General features: G+C 47.0%; 17 protein-coding genes. 15 read left to right on the forward strand and 2 right to left on the reverse strand.

The genetic code is table 11. The features are described from left to right. Positions 1-101: 101 nt before the first annotated feature. Positions 102-254: a hypothetical protein gene (locus tag M3636_RS24510; RefSeq protein ID WP_164848677.1), complete on the forward strand. Its 153-nt coding sequence runs from the start codon at positions 102-104 to the stop codon at positions 252-254. Positions 255-385: 131 nt separating this feature from the next. On the opposite strand, the gene M3636_RS24515 is transcribed toward M3636_RS24510, so the two are convergent. After that, entirely contained in the window at positions 386-625 is a 240-nt protein-coding gene (locus M3636_RS24515; RefSeq protein ID WP_128101484.1) for a hypothetical protein, read from the reverse strand. Between the two features lie 420 nt (positions 626-1,045). On the opposite strand from M3636_RS24515, the gene M3636_RS24520 reads away from it, so the two are divergent. The 11 genes from M3636_RS24520 to M3636_RS24570 all read left to right on the forward strand — a co-directional run bounded on the left by M3636_RS24520 (position 1,046) and on the right by M3636_RS24570 (position 15,781). Continuing rightward, entirely contained in the window at positions 1,046-1,366 is a 321-nt protein-coding gene (locus tag M3636_RS24520; RefSeq protein ID WP_128101485.1) for a hypothetical protein, read from the forward strand. A gap of 100 nt (positions 1,367-1,466) precedes the next feature. After that, positions 1,467-5,468, forward strand: coding sequence for a type VII secretion protein EssC (gene essC, locus M3636_RS24525; RefSeq protein WP_251384303.1), 4,002 nt, complete (start codon positions 1,467-1,469; stop codon positions 5,466-5,468). 16 nt (positions 5,469-5,484) lie between these two features. After that, on the forward strand, positions 5,485-6,315 hold the full coding sequence (locus tag M3636_RS24530; RefSeq protein ID WP_128101487.1) for a hypothetical protein: 831 nt from the start codon (positions 5,485-5,487) through the stop codon (positions 6,313-6,315). Between the two features lie 6 nt (positions 6,316-6,321). Then, entirely contained in the window at positions 6,322-6,870 is a 549-nt protein-coding gene (locus M3636_RS24535; protein ID WP_251384304.1) for a WXG100 family type VII secretion target, read from the forward strand. A 197-nt stretch (positions 6,871-7,067) separates the two neighbouring features. Beyond that, positions 7,068-7,343, forward strand: a complete 276-nt coding sequence (locus tag M3636_RS24540) for a WXG100 family type VII secretion target (RefSeq protein WP_056700792.1) — start codon at positions 7,068-7,070, stop codon at positions 7,341-7,343. Positions 7,344-7,498: 155 nt separating this feature from the next. Continuing rightward, complete coding sequence (locus M3636_RS24545) at positions 7,499-9,580, forward strand: protein kinase family protein (protein ID WP_251384305.1); 2,082 nt, start codon at positions 7,499-7,501, stop codon at positions 9,578-9,580. A 39-nt stretch (positions 9,581-9,619) separates the two neighbouring features. Beyond that, complete coding sequence (locus M3636_RS24550) at positions 9,620-10,372, forward strand: vWA domain-containing protein (protein ID WP_056700796.1); 753 nt, start codon at positions 9,620-9,622, stop codon at positions 10,370-10,372. A 22-nt stretch (positions 10,373-10,394) separates the two neighbouring features. After that, entirely contained in the window at positions 10,395-11,228 is an 834-nt protein-coding gene (locus M3636_RS24555; RefSeq protein WP_251384336.1) for a protein phosphatase 2C domain-containing protein, read from the forward strand. Between the two features lie 193 nt (positions 11,229-11,421). Beyond that, on the forward strand, positions 11,422-12,228 hold the full coding sequence (locus M3636_RS24560) for an SDR family oxidoreductase (RefSeq protein ID WP_251384306.1): 807 nt from the start codon (positions 11,422-11,424) through the stop codon (positions 12,226-12,228). Positions 12,229-12,513: 285 nt separating this feature from the next. Next, entirely contained in the window at positions 12,514-15,033 is a 2,520-nt protein-coding gene (gene hrpB / locus M3636_RS24565; protein ID WP_251384308.1) for an ATP-dependent helicase HrpB, read from the forward strand. 145 nt (positions 15,034-15,178) lie between these two features. Next, positions 15,179-15,781 carry a general stress protein gene (locus M3636_RS24570; RefSeq protein WP_251384309.1) on the forward strand — a complete coding sequence of 201 codons (603 nt, stop codon included), beginning with the start codon at positions 15,179-15,181 and terminating at the stop codon, positions 15,779-15,781. Positions 15,782-15,825: 44 nt separating this feature from the next. On the opposite strand, the gene M3636_RS29840 is transcribed toward M3636_RS24570, so the two are convergent. Continuing rightward, complete coding sequence (locus tag M3636_RS29840) at positions 15,826-16,206, reverse strand: YidH family protein (RefSeq protein ID WP_483311542.1); 381 nt, start codon at positions 16,204-16,206, stop codon at positions 15,826-15,828. An 83-nt stretch (positions 16,207-16,289) separates the two neighbouring features. On the opposite strand from M3636_RS29840, the gene M3636_RS24575 reads away from it, so the two are divergent. From M3636_RS24575 to M3636_RS24585, 3 genes are all read left to right on the forward strand, one after another. Continuing rightward, positions 16,290-17,465, forward strand: a complete 1,176-nt coding sequence (locus M3636_RS24575) for an acyltransferase (RefSeq protein WP_251384310.1) — start codon at positions 16,290-16,292, stop codon at positions 17,463-17,465. 306 nt (positions 17,466-17,771) lie between these two features. Further along, on the forward strand, positions 17,772-18,146 hold the full coding sequence (locus tag M3636_RS24580) for a replication termination protein (protein ID WP_128101493.1): 375 nt from the start codon (positions 17,772-17,774) through the stop codon (positions 18,144-18,146). Between the two features lie 2 nt (positions 18,147-18,148). Next, positions 18,149-19,159 (forward strand): Gfo/Idh/MocA family protein, encoded by a 1,011-nt coding sequence (locus M3636_RS24585; RefSeq protein WP_145408773.1) that lies wholly within the window; start codon positions 18,149-18,151, stop codon positions 19,157-19,159. The last annotated feature ends 17 nt before the right edge of the window (positions 19,160-19,176 follow it).

Genomic DNA, 19,176 nt, shown 5'->3' on the forward strand with positions numbered 1-19,176 from the left:
AAAAACCGGTGAAAAAGGGTTTGGTGAAGTCAGGATATGGTTATTTATGGATACACGGAAGAACAGATCCGTAAAATCCAAGGTAAAGGGGCTTGAATTTCATGTCCATTGACCGTTTTATTCTAAGGAAGTTGAATTCTTGTCAGGAAGAACATACACGAGCTAATCTGGTTCGGTTGTTTGTCATCCGAATTCACAAAGCGGAGATTGCAGAAGGTAGTGAGAGCGGCTACAGCGTGAGCCGAGTGAATTAAAAAATAGATCAAGATGGTGCTTCAACATAAAAAAAGGAAGCTTGTCCTTAGTGGCAGCTTCCTTTTTCTTATCGTTCGTATAGAACGAGTACGCAGCAAGTTCATTATAGATGAATTAATGTGGTCTCGACTTAATACAAAGACAAGGCCAGAGAGTCATTTTCACTGCGACTGTGGAGAATGGCTTCTCCATTAATAATTTCAATACTAATCAAAGAGTGCAAACATTTTTGTAAAGCTCGTTTACCGTTGCTAATTTTGTGCTCAAGAGCACTGCTAAGCAATCTTAATGTTTTTTGCACAGGTTGTTTGTTTTCTTGATTGAAATATACAGGGATTGATTTGTTTTGAAAAGTTATTAGTGTTCTCACTTGAAATCACCTCACGGGAGTTATTTCATACAGGTAATATTAAATACCAATGCTTAAAATTACCTTAAAATCAGCTTATGAAAACATAAAGGTGGAGAATGTTTGAAAAGTGTTCACAATTCAATTGTGGGCTAAGGAATAAACGGATAGGTACTGAAGTGTTATTCCCATTTAAATGGAATAAATTGAACCTTTTTCGCATCCTCGCAAAATTAAAACGTAAGTCTGCCTCCAAAGTTCTGAGACCATGGGACGATATTTTAATATAAACGTGGGTCATATGTAACAAAATTACAGAAAGTACATTGCAAACAAAGGGGTTATGTAAGAAAATAAGGGTTGAAACCGTGTTTCATCCGCTTTTTTTTGATTTAATCTGACATTAGGACAATTTACATATGAGACTATGGGAGGGATTTGATGATTCTTACCGTGTATTCCGGCCGGGAGGAAGGCGAATGGTTTGACATTGAAGTCCCGGATGAATGTACGATTGAACATTTAAAAACATTGCTGGGAGTCCGTATATTTGGACAGGCACCTGGGGATGGCATTCAATATATCCTTGAAGCTAAGTTTCCAGAGGGACTGTGGTTCTCACCGCACAATAGTCAGCAACTAATGGAAACGGGGCTGAGACAGGGGAGCTGTGTGCGAGTTCAACGTGCGTTCTCAACGACGTTAGAAGAAGCGCCGGTATACGGAAGACGCTCACTGTTCCAACAGGACAGCAACGAATGACGATTCAGAACGTATATATCATATTATCAACAATTAACAAGGTTGTTCAAAAGGTTCGCTTTTGATTTTGAACACGTACTATTAAGGAGGTCTTCTCTTCGTGAATGTGTTATATCAGCGTTCTCCAAGAATGACGCCGGTTCTTAAGGAAGATAAGCTCGAAATTTTGAGGCCTCCCGCTGAACCTAGCAAACCTACATTCTCAATCATATCCATCGTTATTCCCATTATGATGACGATGGTTAGCATCGGCTTCTATGTATATATTAATCTAACAGGTAAATTTAATAACCCTAGCTTTATGATGTTTCAGATGATGACCGTTATGATGATGTTAACATCGTATACGATTCCATTCTTTGTATATTTAAGTAACAAGAAGAATTATCGCAAAAAGATTGAAGAACGTAAGGCGATGTACCGTGCTCAGTTGAACAAGCATCGTGAAGAGCTGAAGGAAGCTCAAGCGGAACAAGTGAAGAGTTTGTATGAAATTCACGGCGATCCGGGTGTTTGTCTACAAGTTGTAAAAAACAGAAATAGTTCCTTGTGGGAACGTTCGCCAGAAGATGATGACTTTATGCAGGTGCGGATTGGTACAGGGGAAATTCCTTTTCGGATTAAGCTTCAGGTGCCACGTCCAGACGGATATGAAAAGGATGAATTAATTGAGGCTGCTCACGAGCTTGCTTCTGAGTTTGAGACTGTACCCGATGCATCAATCACTCTACCGTTATTCCAATCGAAGGTCATGGGGTTGGTGGGGAATCGTGAGGAAGTGCTGGCTTCACTGCGTGTGATCGTTTCACAGCTTACCGTGCGCCATTCTCCAGATGAGCTCAAAATTGCTGCTTTTTATGAAGAAAAAGAAAGCAAGGAATGGGAATGGTTGCGCTGGCTTCCCCATATTTGGGATGAAGATCAGGGACAGCGGTATATGGCCGACAGGCACAGCGGTGCGCATCAATTGGCGGACAGCTTGTTTTCCGTGTTAAACCGGCGTCGGAATAACAAGGAGGATCGTTACAAAAAATCGGTACAAACGCCGTGTTATGTGGTCATTTTGTCGGAAACACAATTAATTGAAGAAGAGCCATTATTGCCGCTTCTATTGGAATCGGCTCAAGAGATCGATGTGTGCACGATTATATTAGCTAATCGGAAGGAATCTCTTCCGATGCACTGCCAGCTTATTATGGAAGCTTCCAAAGGCAAAGGCGTATATATTAAGAAAACTGAGGATGCCGATGTTGTACAGCAAACGTACACACCAGACGTAATCTCTAGAGAATCAGCAGAGGCGTTGTCACGTTACATGTCTCCGATCCGTTTGAAGCGTTCATCCGCTTCGGATATTCCACAGGTGCTTCCATTGTTCGATATGTTAAGCACATCACGCGTGGAGGAACTGGATGTTGTATCACGCTGGAGCCAGACTCGATATCCTGATACCTTGCCTGTACCGATGGGTGTGCGTGCTGGTGGCAAGAAAATAGCCATTAACCTGCATGACAAAATTGAACGTCAGGGTCATGGGCCGCATGGTCTAATTGCAGGAACCACCGGATCAGGGAAAAGTGAAGTCATTCAGTCCATTGTTGCATCGCTTGCGGCTGAATTTCACCCGCACGACCTTGCTTTTATGTTAATTGACTACAAGGGCGGTGGGATGTCCAATACGTTTGTTGGCTTACCACACGTCGTAGGCACAATTACCAATCTAGATGGAAATCTGATTGAACGTGCGAATATTTCACTTCGAGCCGAGCTGGTTAGAAGACAGAAGATATTAAATGATGCAGGCAATCTGCAGCATATCGATGAATATTACAAAATTCTACGTTCAAGGCATGAACAGCCATTGCCCCATCTCGTTATTATCATCGATGAATTTGCTCAGTTGAAACGGGATCAGCCAGAATTCATGGATGAATTGATTAGTATTGCAGCTATTGGCCGGACGCTCGGAGTGCATCTGATCTTGGCAACTCAGAAGCCGGCTGGTGTTGTCGATGATAAAATCTGGAGTAACTCCCGTTTCCGCATCTGTCTTCGGGTTCAAAGCGAAGGAGACAGCCGAGATATGATTAAGATTCCAAATGCGGCATGGATTACGAAGCCGGGCCGAGGGTATTTCCAAGTCGGCAGTGATGAAGTATTCGAAGAGATGCAGTTTGCTTGGAGCGGCGCACCTTATAATCAGCAGGAAGATAAAACCTCCGTATTGCCCGTCATGGAAGTACGTTTGAACGGGAAGCGGGAGCCTCTGCTGACTGGTGAACGCAGAGCTGTGCTCAAAGGAGACGATGTCCCTAAACAGCTTCAGGTCTTTATCGATTATGTTGCTCAAGCCGCGGAAGAAGCGGGAATTGATCGTCTGCCAGGGCCTTGGTTGCCACCTTTGCCTGAAACATTGGAATGGGATAGCCTTACCGACTGGCAGGAAGAAAAGAATAGGGAAGTGCTGCTTGATGGTGGTGCTAGCGGGTTGAAACCACTAGTCGGCTTACTCGATGATCTACCGAATCAACGCCAGGAGCCTCTTGCGCTTCCAGTTGATCAAGGCCATCTCGTCGTGTACGGTATGCCTGGACTGGGCAAAACGACTTTTGTGCAAACCATGCTCATGTCACTTGCTAGATCTGAACGTACAGAATCATGGCATGGATACATTATTGATATGGGGCGCATGATGAAGGACTTTGCTGGTCTTCCACAGATCGGTGCTGTGATGATGGCCGAAGAGGAGGATCGGATCAAACGATTGTTCCGATATATATTGAAATTGTCTGCACAGCGTAAAGACATGATCTCAGAAGCTGGTGTCAAAACGATCTCGGCTTACCGTCGGACAGCTCACGAAGCTGTGCCTCAGGTCATCGTTGTGATTGACGGATATCTTTCTTTCCGAAATGCTTATCCTGAGGAAAATGAATTGTTAGAGACGATTCTCCGTGAAGGTGGAAGTCTAGGCATTACTTTTGTGCTGACGGCGAATCGTGTCACTGATATTTTTGAGAAATTTAGAAGTAACATTCCGAATGCAGTATCTTTTGAATTATCGGATCCAAGTGACTATTATTATGCAGTCGGAAGACCTTCTAAAGCGCCAAGTCAGCTTCCGCCAGGAAGAGGGCTTGTGAAGGGACAAGTTCCACCACTGATGTTCCAGGCAGCCTTACCGTCGTCAGGTGCAGATGAAGGGAAACGTTCATCTGAGTTACGCCTCACGATTGCTGAGATTAGAGAAGCTTGGACAGGAGAGCAAGCGCCTCAGATTGCTCCACTTCCGGAAGAAGTGAAACTGAAAGATGTTCTTATTCGAACAGGTACGTATGGGCAAGTGAATGAGTCCTCTGTAACGGTTCCTGTAGGGTTGCTCACAGATGATTTGGAGCCATTCCTTTTGAACCTGCGTGAGGGACCACACTTTATGGTAACGAGTCCGATGGAAGGTGGAAAAACAACATTTTTGTTGACTTGGATGTTATCATTGGCGTATCATGCTTCTCCAGAAGTAGTACAAATATACACCGTGGATATGCGCTATGGTTCTGGCGGACTGGGTGAGATCAGCAGTTTGCCCCATGTCCGAGGACATGTCTCACGGGAAGATCAGCTTGCGCCAGTGATCCAACAGTTGTACGATGAAGTACTGAAGCGAGGCGAGATTGCCGGTGGTCCGGAAATCGTGCTCACCATTGATGATGCAGAGACATTATCCAAACAATTAAATGATTTCAACGTAAAGGATCAATTAGGTGTAATTGTTCGTCAAGGTAGGGATCGGGGGATTCATGTTATCTTATCAGGTGTTCCTGCTGACTTCCCGACCTTTGGATCTGATTGGGTAAGCGATGTAAAAGCTTCCCAAAGCGGATTGTTGTTCGGGACTTTAGACCCTAACGATCTCTCGTTCTTTCGTATTCCTTATTCCGAGTCTGGAGGCAGTTCTGCTGGGCTGAAGGTACTGCCACCAGGTCAAGGTTATTATGTAAAACGTAAATATTCCAGGGTTAAAGGTGCAGTTCCATGTGATGACAACTGGAAAATGAATGATTGGATTTTTGAAATTCGTGACCGATGGCATGTTGTAGTTTGAGGGGAGGTGGCTCATAATGTTGACGGTTCATGATTCCAAGCAAAAGGTAGTCACTTTGCAAATAAAAGAACTTTTTTTTCTGGCTGGTATTCTAGGCTCAGACCGATTGCTTGGCGTTGAAGATCCTTTCCGCGGGTATATGGCGGAAGACATTGCTTTGGAGTGGGAGCGCGTCAAAACCTCCTTGCTCGACAAAGGATATCTAATTCAGGATCAGAACAGCAATGAACTGATCATGACACCGACCGTATTCTCCAGAGTGGCCATTGCCGGATTGTCTGACAGAGCTTGTTGGATTCGCTACACGTCGAGTGGCAAGTCCTGTGAAAGTTATATTCATTGCACGGACGAGCGCGTCGTCGAAGTGTCTCGCGTTGTAGACGAACCGGATTCATTCCGGTTATCGGATCTGGGGAATGTTCGTGAAGCCATTGATTGTCTGATCGAAAGAATGAAGTGGAGTGGCCATTCTCCTGATGAGAAGCCAGCTCTTATGTGCTCTAAGAAAAAATTCTATGAAGTCTTGAATGAGTTAAATGGCAAGGAAGTTCAAGCAGTGGCAGATGAGCTAGCGCAGGAGACGAATGATTCGGATGGATCACTTGCCCTGGCACGCTGTTTGGTAAACAAGGAATCAGATGGAGAGCTGCGTTTGCTTGTGTGGAACGGAGAAGAATGGAATTCACAGTCAGCGGCGTTTACCGTTAGCTCGATTTCGAATTGGTTATTCCGTATGAGCACAGCCGCTTCAGATGATTGGCTTGTTGCAGCACTGACGACTAGAGAACAGTTTCACGAGATGCTGCTGGACTGGCTTAAACAGCCTGCAGGGGAAGAGGAAAGGTGATGGTAAATGCGCATTCGTGTGGAACCGGATGTGCTTCGGGCACTGAGCAGGCAGATTCAGTATGCGGCGGAGCAAATACAGCAAAAGATGACAGTATTGGATCAGGCAATTCATTCGTTAGACTGGGAAGTTGAATCTCGTGCTGCTGTGATGAGTGAATGGAACTACAGTAAGCGGGTCGGCGAAGATGCAGTGCGTCGTTTCATGGACATGAGCATGCAATTGGGACGCAAGGCCGTTGTATTCCAACAGGTTGATATGGAGTATCGCACGGTGCTGGGTCATATGAACACAACTTACAACAATGCGGTTAATATGCTCCATGTGCTTGAGAACAATCATGCAGGAGAGATCTTACCCGATCATTCCGCAACTACTGCTATTGTATCCGATCCCCTTTCCGCGGTGGCGGCAGTGTATCGTGTACAGGATGCCGCTCCACCAGCTGGTTCCCCAGCGACATTAATTCAGGCTATGCAGCCTGAACCTGTAGCATGGAGATTCACAGATCCTTCCTTTCGAGGAAGGAGAGGAACCGAACCTGTTGTTTCTTAAGCTCGCAGGATAGAGAGTCCCGAGAACAGCACAGTAGAAAGTGAATTGTTTATGTAAATAGTCTGTTAGGGGAAGTTTCATTGCCTAAAAATGGGGTAAATAGGAGTAGGTCCTTCGGCTTTTGTCCGATCGATCCTGGTATAGTACAATTTGAACAAGCAAAAATTTAATTGCACAAACCAAGGAGGAATTTACACATGGCAGGACGTATTTTAGTTACCCCAGAACAGCTTGATCAGGTTTCCAACCAATTTAAACAAAGCGGTGAGCAAAGTCAGCAAATCGTATCTACATTGACTCAATCCATCACTAGCATGGAAGGACAATGGGAAGGTATGACGAAGCAACGCTTCTTCCAAGAATTCCAAGAAGCAAGCAAACAAATGCAATCTTTCGTTCAAACGCTGAATAGCATTAGTGCGGAACTGACAGCTATTGCTAACAAATTCCGTACGGCTGACCAAACTCGCTAATCTGCTTTACATAATCAGGCCGAAACGTTGTCTGAGTTCGCCCTGAATATATGCAGGCAGCAAGTTGAAGATGTGAAACTGCAACAAAAACCGGGCGTTTTACGACACCCGGTTTTTGTTGCACTATGACAGAACTGACAGAGAGAGGGATGAGTATGTCTTTTCAACCGAATCCCGGGGATGAAGTTGTAATCAATGATATAGCCTATACGATTGGGCAGCATCCTGCTGCGCCAGGTCTGGCTTATGCGCAAGCCGGAAGGCAAGGGATTGTCTACCAATTGATTCCCCGAAATGGTGCCATTCATGGTGCCAAAGCACTAAAAGTGTTTTTTCCTAAATTCCGTATTCCAGCTATGGTCTATCAGTCTGAGCATATGGAGCCTTATAGTGAACTGCCAGGTTTGCAAGTATGCAAGCGTGATGTGCTCACTCCGGAAAGAAACGGAGCGCTCATTGGAGAGCACCCTGATTTGTTGTATGCGGTATTAATGCCGTGGGTGCAAGGTCTGACCTGGTTTGATGTGATCAGTGATCAGAAACAGCTAACGGCAGAGGAAAGTCTGAAGTTAGCGAGAGCACTAGCAGGAACAGGTTCAGCCATGGAGCAGCGTGGGCTTGCTCATTGCGATTTATCCGCACCCAATGTGATGATTCCGTTTTTTTCCGAAGTGGAGAACTTGGGAGGATCAGCCGTTGAACTTGTAGACGTAGAGCAGATGTACAGCTCCAAGATGGATCGTCCGGATGCGCTCTTAGCAGGTTCACCTGGTTATGCAGCACATCGGACAGTGCATAGCGGATTGTGGAGCTCTTATGCGGATCGTTTTGCTGGGGCTGTTATTATTGCGGAGATGCTCAGCTGGTCTGACCCGATAATCGTGCAGAAGGCCTGGGGCGAAAGTTATTTTGATCAACATGAGATGCAGACAGTCAGTGAGCGTTATTATGCTATGCGAGACTCACTGAATAAGCGCTGGGGTTCCAAAATGGCGGATCTGTTCGTCAGAGCATGGGAAAGTCATGATCTTAGTAGTTGTCCCACGTTCGGAGAATGGTATGTTGCACTAGCTGCACTAGACGCAAACCAAGTACCTGCTATAGCTACCGTTGCGGAGGAAGATGCTGCTGTTCAGTCTCATGTGCCAAATGATCAAGAGACAACCGTGGCAGGTGGCATAAGTGGCACATTGGCATCTGACGGAGGCTCTGACCAAAATTCAGAAGCATCGACTCCGCCACCTGGTCAAGAAGCAGTGGTTCAACGTTTATTTCTTCAGGCACGAGCATTGGAAGAAGAGGGTAAACCTGCGGCTGCACTTGAGGTGTATCGTTCATTGCACCACTTTATACCGAACAACAGTGCAATGCAGATCGAGGTTGCAGCAGCAATCAAAGAGTTGGATGAACGTTTGAATCCTAAGGATGACGAAGGACAGCCCGTTCGGCTACCTTTCTATAGATCCAAAAAATTCATGATTGCTTCAGCAGTTCTCATTGTATTGCTGGCAGGCTCTGTGCCAACCGTTAAAATATTGGCTGATCAGGCTGAGGTGAAACAGAAGGAGCAACAGGAGGCAGCTAGACTGGCAGAGATTAAGGCGGCAGAAGATGCCGAGGCAGCAAAGGCTGCAGCTCTCAAACAGCAGGAAGAAGAGAAAAAACAACAAGAAGCTGCTGCAGCAAAACTAGCGGCTGATGAGAAGAAAAAGCAGGAGGAAGCAGAGAAACAACTTGCTGAGGCCAAGAAGAAGGAAGAAGAACGTAAGGCGCTCCAAGCCAAGTATGATAAACAGGCCAAGTACGAAGCGTATCTTGCGAAGCAGGAGCAGCAGAAAAAAGAAGCTGAGCGTAAGGCACAGCAGGAGAAATATGATAAACAAGCAAAGTATGAAGCTTATCTAGTTTGGAAAAAAGAGCAGGATGCTCTCGCTGCAAAGCAAGAAGCTGCTCGTAAAGCCGCAGCTGAAGCTCAGCGCAAACAAGAGGCTGCCCAAAAAGCTGCGCTTAAGAAAAAACGTGCTCAGAACGTAGTCACACTAATTGCACACTACAACAAAGCGTATAACGCACAAATTGGTAAAAAGACGGATAATGCTCTATCGTATGCTCGGGATTTCAAAAATTTGTATAATACCGATGCTGCCTACTTCAAAGGGGTAGGTAAAGTGGCAGCGCGAATGAGCGCTATTAACAAGTTCCTCAGCAACAGCGATTATAAGCTACCGAACCTGTAATTATAAATGTGAACAACGACGGAGGTGACCTCATCCCAGATGAACTATACAATTCAAGCATCCCAGCGCACACCTGCATTGATTATCTATTTAATTGATATTAGCGCCTCCATGAACATGGTTCTGGAAAATCGTAGACGGATTGATGTGGTCTATGATGCATTGGCTCTAGCCATCCGCCAAATGGTCTTTCGTTCCACCAAAGGCAATCGATTGACACCTCGTTACCGTATTGCCATTCTTGCGTACAGTGATGATGTGTATGACTTGCTTAACGGCATTAAAGGGATCGACGAGATCGCTGCCGTTGGTTCGTTGCCTGATCTTACACCTAAGCGCTTCTCGGATTCGGCCAAAGCTTTTCTACAAGCGGAGAAGATTCTTCAGGCTGAGATTCCTAATATGCAGGACTGTCCAGCGCCACTCGTTTGCCATATGACAGATGGCGTGGCAACAGGTGAAGATCCTGAGCCGATCGCTAAACGAATCATGGGCATGAGTGTTCCAGATGGCAATGTCCTGGTGGAGAATATCTTCATTTCCGATCATTTGCTGGAAACTCCGATCTCGGAGCCAAGACGTTGGAAAGGGATCTCTTCAGAAACGGTGCTGCAGGATGAACATGGGGAGAAGCTACGGAATATGTCTTCCGTGTTGCCAGAGAGTTACCGTGAGATGCTAGTTGAAGCCGATTACCTGCTTGCCCCTGGTGCGTTGATGATGCTTCCAGGTACGTGTGCAGAGCTGGTATCCATCGGCTTTCAGATGTCCGCTGCTACGCCTGTTAGATAGGAGGGGGTTTCATTTGAGGACGATGCGTTTGGCAACACTGCCCGAAGGAGATCAGAGAGTGCAAGCGAAGCAGAGGCGCGGCGACTTTCGTTATGTGAGTGTTCAGACGGGAGAACAGCCGTTAACCCGATATCAAGGTGTTCTTCAATGCCGTTATGGATATGGGAGAGCGGCTGAAACCGTGAATCAAGGAGATACAGGTCAAGATTTTGCTGCTGTTCGTATGGACGGCAATGTATGTAACTTTGTTTTATGCGATGGAGTGGGTATGAGTTACCTAGGTGATTTCGCTGCAAGGTTTCTAGGTAATTCACTGCTCGATTGGTTGGAAACCACATCTGTGCCGAGTGCAGAGGGGATCGAGAAGCTTCTTCAAGATCTTACGATTCCTGCATCGGAGCAGCTAGAGAAATTGCAGCCCCTAGATAATTCGCCACTGCTTCTACGTGAAGTGTTAATGGAGAAACGAAGTAGGGGTAGTCAGGCCATGTATGTGTGCGGTCGAATCATATTGTCTGGTGCTTCCAGAAGGAGTCGTGTCTGGATTGCCTGGCAAGGGGATTCGCGTATTCGTCTGTGGCGAAACGGACAAGAGCAATCGACTACTTTTCAGAAATACTGCCGTACCAATGAACGGTGGTCTACACGTGAAGGGACAGTTGGTGGCAAACCGCATATTTTCGAGGCCAAGATGTCTGGGAATGAAAATGTTCGCCTACAGCTCTATACGGACGGTTTAAACGATCTTGATGCAATACAAGCCTACATTCCGGACGAGCATATTCAAGTGTTGCTTGATTCTAGTCATACCGGAGGGCTTGAAGATGATGCCGCTTTCATTGAACTGGAATGGTAACGAGAGTATAGGGTTCAGCGAGAACGATCTGTACCGTGATTTTCCACTGCATGCTGATATGTAAAAAAATAGGTCATGCTTGATTTAAAAGACACTCTTTTTGGGTAATCTTGTGAAGAATATGCTTCATGAACGTTGTGAAGCAACACGTACATTCTTACATAATTGCTGAGAAAAAGGAGTGGAATAGATCATGACTCAACATAACGGTAAATCACGCTTTGCTGGCAAGGTGGCTATTATTACGGGAGCAGGCTCAGGCATTGGAAAAGCTACGGCGCTTAAGCTGGCTAGCGAAGGGGCTCACGTTGCTTTGTTTGATCTGGTCAATGATCGCATCTCGAAGACAGAAGATGCGATTAATTCAGTCTATAAAGGAGCGGCGAGAGCTTTCGATGTCGACATTTCTGACGCATCCCGTGTGGAAAAGGCTGTACTGGAGACTGTTGAATTATTTGGAGGTCTGGATATCGTATTTGCTAACGCTGGCATTAACGGTGTGTCTGCACCCATTGAAGAAATTCAGGTTGAGGATTGGCAACAGATCATTACAACGAATCTGGACGGTACTTTCTTCACGATCAAATATGCATTGCCACATTTGAAAAAACGCAGTGGAGGCAGCATTATTATTACGAGTTCCATTAACGGAAATCAACGTTTCTCAAGCTTTGGCATGTCGGCTTATAGCACGTCCAAGGCGGGACAAGTGGCTTTTGCCAAGATGGCTGCATTGGAGCTCGCTAAATTTAAAATTCGTGTAAATGTGATTTGCCCGGGTGCAATTGCGACCAATATTGATCAAAGTACAGTCAAAACAGATGATTTGCAGCAAATTGTCATTCCAATTGAGTTCCCAGAAGGACAACAGCCACTTGCAGATGGGCCGGGTCAGCCGGAACATGTTGCCGATCTGGTTGCCTTTCTAGCTTCGTCGGAATCGAAGCATATTACAGGTGCAGAGATTGTGATCGATGGCGCGGAATCACTGCTCAGCTAAATGCATTTCACGGTAGATTTAGCTAATTCAGTCTCAAGCGAATTGAAGCAATCCAAAAATGATTAGATCCAGTTGCTTCTGTCTAGCTGAAGCATGACTAGTTTAAAATCATTTTTGGGTACGTTAGTTATGTGATCAATTGTCAAAGTTAAAGACGGTTTGTATTAGGGTCGTTCCTTGGGAACGGCTTTTTTTGTTATAATGCGACTATGTATGTCTAGGTGAGACATAGTTTGAAGGGATTTTCATGAGGGATTGGTTGTTACATCAAGTGGGAGCGATGATATGAAGATAGAATTACCGATACAACAGATTATTCCCGAATTGAAACAGCGAATGCGGGAACAGGATACAGCTGTTCTGATCGCAGAGCCGGGAGCAGGTAAAACGACCGTTGTTCCGCTCGAACTATTGGGTGAACCATGGGTTAAGGGTCGGAAGATTCTGATGCTGGAGCCTCGTCGTTTGGCAGCCCGATCTGCCGCAGCACGGATGGCGGCTTCTATTGGAGAAAACTTGGGGGAGACCGTTGGTTATCGGGTACGGATGGATACACGAGTCAGCCAGGCTACACGGATCGAGGTTGTGACAGAAGGCGTATTAACACGTATGTTACAACAAGATCAAGGTCTAGAGGATACAGCGATGATTATTTTCGATGAGTTCCATGAGCGCCATTTGCATGGGGATTTGGGTCTTGCACTGGCACTGGAATCTAGGGCGCTGCTGCGTCCTGATTTGAAGTTACTTGTGATGTCGGCTACGCTTGACCCGGGTCCTGTCTGCACATTGCTAGGTGAAGGGACGAGCTGGTTGGATTGTCCTGGGCGAACTTTTCCAGTGGAGACACGATACGTCCATAGGCCAGCTTCTGCACAGCTTGAGGAGTTCGTTGCGGGTGCAATAGGTAATGCTGTAGCTGAACAGGAAGGCGATATTCTGGTCTTTCTGCCAGGTGCGAGAGAAATTCATCGGACTGAACGAGTGCTTGAAAGCATGAAGCTTCCTGCCAACGTGTTCGTTTATTCGTTATACGGCAGCATGCCATTAGAACGACAGGATGAAGCGATACGGCCAGCAGCGCAAGGCATGCGTAAGGTCGTGTTGTCCACTTCCATAGCCGAATCAAGTCTTACGATAGCAGGCATTAAAGTGGTTGTGGATGCCGGGCTTAGCCGGGCATCCGTATTCTCCGCACGCACGGGAATGAGCCGGCTTGTGACGATGCCAGTATCTAAGGCATCGGCAGATCAACGCCGGGGGCGTGCAGGGCGAACTGCCCCAGGGGTGTGTTACCGGCTATGGAGCGAGGAGGCTCATGGGGCGCTGCCTGAGGCAGCGCGCCCAGAGATTACCTCCGCGGATCTCGCGCCGCTGGCGCTGGAGCTTGCCGCTTGGGGAGTCCAGTCCCCTGCAGAGCTGCAGTGGCTGGACATCCCGCCTGCCGCGGCCTTCGGCCAGGCACAGGCGCTGCTGCGCCAGCTGGGCGGCCTGGATGACGCAGGCCGCATCACGCCCTTTGGGCGGCGGATGAACACGCTGGGTGTTCATCCACGACTGGCCAGCATGCTGCTCCGCGCGGCGGAGCTTGGGCTGGCCAGCTACGCCAGCATGCTGGCGGCGCTGCTGCAGGAGCCCGCGGGCCTGCGCAGCAGCGGCAGTGCAAGCGCGGGCACAGATCTGCGCCCGCGCGTAGAAGCGCTGCTGACGGCTGACAGCAGCGGCATGCCGCAGGCGGCAGCGTCTGTGGCAGACGCGGCTGCCGTGCGGCGCATGCTCCAAGAGAGCCGCCAGCTACGCTCGGCGCTCGAACCGGCGCAGCATGCGCTCCGGGCGGATGAGGACAGTTGCGGATTGCTACTGTCCTTCGCCTACCCGGATCGGATCGGGCAGCGCCGGGAGGATGGCCGCTATCTGCTGAGCAGCGGCCGGGGTGTACGGCTTGCAGCGACAGAATCGCTGAGCCGTTCAGCTTGGCTGGTCGCAGCCGAGGCAGACGACCAGGGTGCGGATGCACGCATCCTGTTAGCTGCGCCAGTGCAGGAGCAGCTCTTGCTGGATCATGCCACACATTTGCTGCATGAGCAAGACCGAATCGTGTGGGATCGCAGCACACGGAGTGTAAGAGCACACCGCTCCCTCCGTATTGGGGCAATTGTTGTAAAGGAGGGGGGAATTGCTCATCCTGCGGAAGACCAGGTCATGGAAGCGATGATTAGTGGGATTCGTTTGGAAGGGTTAGCTTGTCTGCCTTGGAATAAATCGTCTCGGCAGTTGGCAGATCGATTACGCTTTTTGCATACCCACTTACCCGTTTGGCCTTACCTGTCTGCTGACGAACTAACCCCTGATTTTGAAGCACGGCTACGCCCCTTTTTGAGTGGAATGCGATCTGTTGCTGATCTCAAAAAGTTGTCGCTCCAAGATGTATTGCTGAGTGAACTGAGTTGGGAGCAGCGTCAGCAATTGGATCAAGAGGCTCCCACGCATATTCAGGTTCCAAGTGGTTCCCGAATTCCAATTGATTATAGTCGTCCTGATGACCCTACCCTGTCGGTTAGACTACAGGAGATGTTTGGACAACAGGAGACGCCACGTATCGGTGGTGGACGTGTACCTGTTACTGTGCATTTACTGTCACCAGCGCAGCGACCTGTACAAGTGACACGGGATCTGGCGAATTTCTGGCGTGAGACCTATTTCGAAGTAAAAAAGGATCTCAAAGGTCGTTATCCGAAGCATTATTGGCCAGACAACCCGCTAGAAGCGATGGCTACTAATCGAGCAAAACCTCGGGGTACTTAAACGTTCAGCATCTCACTGGAAGAGCAGTGGATGAACCTGTTTTTTTATCATATGAACACATATTATTTTGGACGGAAACGTTTGAAAGAAATGAAGGCGGGTAATAACATAGCGAACCACTCAAACCAATGAGGAGGGATTCACTATGCAGAAAAAAATCGTAGGTGTTTTTGATACAGAACGTGAGGCATCGCAGGCTATTGAGAGTCTGAAAGCTCAAGGATTCAGTTCAGATGAGATTTCCGTCGTTACACAGGACCGGGATGATCTGAAAGCCATTCGCGAAGAGACAGGCACCAAAGCACCGGAAGGTGTAGCCGCAGGAGCTGCAACAGGTGGTGTACTCGGTGGTGTTGCCGGATTGCTTGCAGGTATTGGAGCGCTCGCTATACCAGGGATTGGCCCTATTCTGGCAGCTGGACCAATCGCGGCGGCATTTACGGGTGCGGCTGTTGGAGCAGGAGCCGGCGGTCTTGTAGGTGGACTTGTAGGGCTGGGTATTCCGGAAGAAGACGCCAAGCAATACGAGGAATATGTGCAAGGTGGCAAAATCCTGCTTCTCGTTGACTCATCGGATCGAGATGAGCATGTCTATGACGTATTCAATAACCACAGCCAGTTGAACCGTGATCGGTACTATGCGGATCGCACGGATGTGCCTGCTGAACGAGCAGACCTGGATATGGAAGAGCGTAGACTTGAAGCTCAGACTAAGGCAGCACGCTTTGGCAATAATACATTCCTGTAAGAGGTTGTAGTGAATCTATCATTTGCTATGGCTTCTAAGATTCATTAGATAGGCATCAGCCGGTTTCCTCCACGGAAGCCGGCTTTTGAACCTGTATAGGGAATGCAGTGTCTGCAATTGAGGCTGTGAACGCTATTCATTAGGGGATAACAATACATATAATAGAACGGCCAAGGCGAGTCTGATGACGAGTATGGAATGGTTAAGAATTGAAGTAAATGCGTAGTAGCTTGGAACGTTTGTTGATTTATTTGTTTGCGTTTGCGATGATAGGAGCTTGCTGAAGTGTGAATAATGAGAATACCGCTCATCAGAGACGTCACTCCTTTAATGATTACGGCAATATGAGCGACCTGATCATAAAGGGATGGGCTGAATCCAGCAGCAAGAAAATCTATACCGACCAAGGCAATCCCAGTTCGCACCCAAGCTAGAAAAGTCCGTTCATTCGCTAGATGCTGTACATATTTCGAATCAATTGCAAAACCAAGAAAGGCGGCTGAACGTTATGCCTAGAAAAGAACGAATTGTGGAAATTGAATCCCTTCGGGGGATGGCTTTTGCGGCCGTCGTTTTACAACATTCGATTGCACACTTTTCAATTGTCCCAGAAACCAGGCTAGAGGATGGCGTATTATTAGCAATCCTATTAATGCTCACGAAGTTCGCAGTACCTTTATTTATTTTTATTACAGGCATGGTGCTCTTCTATAACACAGGAGATCAGCTGAACTACGGTCGTTTTATGAATAAACGATTGACGGATGTGATCATCCCCTACGTTGTCTGGACACTGATTTATTTTGTCCTTACGCCAAATGGAATTAGAGGTATCGGGTTGCAGGAGCTCCCGGAGCTGGGGCTAAAAATACTAACAGGAAAAACAACCTCTCATTTCTGGTACATTATCATGCTGATTCAATTCTATGTGCTGTTTCCACTATTCCTGCGCGCCATTCGTTACGTATACAATCGATTTGGATCGAGAGGACGGGGGATAGCGCTACTTCTTACTGGCGTGGTATATCTTATCCTTACTGATCAACTTGGCAACATCGCTGCCTTCATGGAGCGACTGCACATTCCTGTATTGACCGAAGCGTTTACGACCTATGCAGACCGAAATTTCTTATATTTCTTTTTTTATTTTGTGCTAGGTGCGGTGGCTGGGCTCTCTGTACAACACTGGAATATGTGGATATCACGGTTACGCTGGGTGTACTGGATTGTGTTTATCATACTCGGATTGCGGTTTACATATCTACTAATGCTCGAATATCAAAAACCGGAGGGCATTCGTATCACCTTTTACACCGTGAGTCTAATCAGACCTGATATGGCGATATTCCTTATTGCTTCGATTATGGTGATGTACCAACTAGCGGGCAAGCTGCAGAACCCATTTGCCGTGCGGTGGCTTGGGTGGATTGGTGGTGTATCCTACGGCGGGTATCTGATGCACATGCTCATGCTACGATACAGCTACATTCCGGATGAACGACTGTATGCAGCTTGGGGGATTAACCCAACCATTCGTATGGTACTCACTTGGATCCTTGCGCTGGCTCTATCCTGTGTGCTCACATGGCTTATTTCACGAATCAGTTGGGGAAAATGGATCGTTGGTACCGTGCCAGGTGGTAAGAATAATATCCGAATAAAACAACATATGAAAAATTCATGATAAAGTTTAATTATGGCTACATCGTGGGAAATTCAAATGAGCTCTCTGCATAACGTTCGAACTTTTGCAATTTTGGATTTTCCACCATCCATTTAGGGAAGCCAGGGATATTAAGATTAAAATTTCAAAAATTCAACACCTGAAAAATTCATAACAGTAAACCGTTCCTTCTTACCCGGTGCCTCTCTATTTCTTCATTATTCTTTCTTCCGAACGACATATGGACTAACGGAGAGAGATGGCAGAAACCGAACATAAGTTTTATAATACACACAGAAAGGTTAATGGATAGGAGGAGGAACCAACGTGGCGTTTATGATTGCACAACGAGCATTTATCAAACTTTATTTAATAACGATGGTAGAGCAGCATAGAGGATATGGGTATGAAATGTTAGAGGCGATGAAGCAAGAATTCAAGGATTACGGTTATGTACCGCCTCAGAGCGAGGTTTATCGAGCACTACATGAGCTGGTACAGCAGGGAATTTTTTATCGAACGAAAAAGCTGAAGGGTAACGACCCCAAAGTTGATTTTCAGGAAATTGTGTTATATCACTTTACAGATGACGGTGCTGAGAAGGCTGATTTGTACAAAAAGCAGGTCAAAACAGACTTAGATCGCTGTCTCGGCATGCTTCATAAGGCAGAGCAGGATAACTACGGTACGAAAGGAAGATGAGCATGAGCAGGCTATTACAGTGGGGCATACTGGGAACCTCGACGATTGCAAGAAATGCGGTTATACCGGCAATCCAGCAGTCTGAACGTGGCGAAGTGCTTGCCATTGCTAGTCGTAGTAGGGAGAAGGCTGAGGCTATTGCGGAAGAACTGGACATTCCTAGATCCTACGGTAGTTACGAAGAGCTTATCGCGGATCCTGAGATTGAAGCGGTGTACATTCCACTGCCGAACCATATGCATAAGGAATGGACAATCCGAGCAGCCAAGGCTGGAAAGCATGTACTATGTGAGAAGCCTGCAGCATTAAATGCAGATGAAAGCTCCGAAATGATACAAGTATGCAAAGAGTATGGTGTTGTCTTCGCTGAAGCGATTATGTATCGTTATCATCCGAAGCACAGACGTGTAGAGGAGATCATCGCCAGTGGCGAGATTGGAACGGTTCGAGCCATTCATGGGAACTTTACGTGCAATACCGCAGATGATAAGGAAAATGTGAGATTTAAACGTGAGATGGGCGGCGGATCATTGTTTGATCTAGGTGTGTACCCCATCTCTGCAGCTCGTATGTATCTTGGGCAGGAACCAGAAGCGGTTACGGTACATGCTCTATTTTCCGATAAACATGATGGTGTGGATATGATGGCCTCAGGCTTGATTGAGTTTCCTGGAGGTGTAGCCTTAACCTTTGATTGTGGAATGTGGGCTTCTGGACGAGCTGAGATGGAGATTCTCGGTACAGAAGGACGGATTGAATTACCGAAGGTGTTTGGCTGGGAGAACAGTGATATTCCACCACAGATCATTGTGCATACCGATTCCGTAAGTCGTGAAGAACGTGTATCCGTCTCTAATTCGTTTGTTCTGCAAGCAGAGACATTTGCTTCGGCTGTGCTTGAAGGTACGCCATTACCTTTTGAACCTGAGAATACAGTGAACAATATGCGCGTCATCGATGCCTGTCTGGAATCGGCAAGAACACGTCAGCGGGTGCAGATCAACAAAGCTTAGATCCCATATCACATGCT

The organism is Paenibacillus sp. MER 99-2, assembly GCF_023714095.1.
GTDB lineage: Bacteria > Bacillota > Bacilli > Paenibacillales > Paenibacillaceae > Paenibacillus.

What these genes read in the sequence shown, in the direction of transcription:
- M3636_RS24555 (WP_251384336.1), top strand. Translation starts at nt 10,395, where the DNA reads ATGCGTTTGGCAACACTGCCCGAAGGAGATCAGAGAGTGCAAGCGAAG.
- M3636_RS24535 (WP_251384304.1), top strand. Translation starts at nt 6,322, where the DNA reads ATGCGCATTCGTGTGGAACCGGATGTGCTTCGGGCACTGAGCAGGCAG.
- M3636_RS24550 (WP_056700796.1), top strand. Translation starts at nt 9,620, where the DNA reads ATGAACTATACAATTCAAGCATCCCAGCGCACACCTGCATTGATTATC.
- M3636_RS24530 (WP_128101487.1), top strand. Translation starts at nt 5,485, where the DNA reads ATGTTGACGGTTCATGATTCCAAGCAAAAGGTAGTCACTTTGCAAATA.
- M3636_RS24560 (WP_251384306.1), top strand. Translation starts at nt 11,422, where the DNA reads ATGACTCAACATAACGGTAAATCACGCTTTGCTGGCAAGGTGGCTATT.
- M3636_RS24520 (WP_128101485.1), top strand. Translation starts at nt 1,046, where the DNA reads ATGATTCTTACCGTGTATTCCGGCCGGGAGGAAGGCGAATGGTTTGAC.
- M3636_RS24540 (WP_056700792.1), top strand. Translation starts at nt 7,068, where the DNA reads ATGGCAGGACGTATTTTAGTTACCCCAGAACAGCTTGATCAGGTTTCC.
- M3636_RS24570 (WP_251384309.1), top strand. Translation starts at nt 15,179, where the DNA reads ATGCAGAAAAAAATCGTAGGTGTTTTTGATACAGAACGTGAGGCATCG.
- M3636_RS24585 (WP_145408773.1), top strand. Translation starts at nt 18,149, where the DNA reads ATGAGCAGGCTATTACAGTGGGGCATACTGGGAACCTCGACGATTGCA.
- M3636_RS24545 (WP_251384305.1), top strand. Translation starts at nt 7,499, where the DNA reads ATGTCTTTTCAACCGAATCCCGGGGATGAAGTTGTAATCAATGATATA.
- M3636_RS24510 (WP_164848677.1), top strand. Translation starts at nt 102, where the DNA reads ATGTCCATTGACCGTTTTATTCTAAGGAAGTTGAATTCTTGTCAGGAA.
- hrpB (WP_251384308.1), top strand. Translation starts at nt 12,514, where the DNA reads ATGAAGATAGAATTACCGATACAACAGATTATTCCCGAATTGAAACAG.
- M3636_RS24575 (WP_251384310.1), top strand. Translation starts at nt 16,290, where the DNA reads ATGCCTAGAAAAGAACGAATTGTGGAAATTGAATCCCTTCGGGGGATG.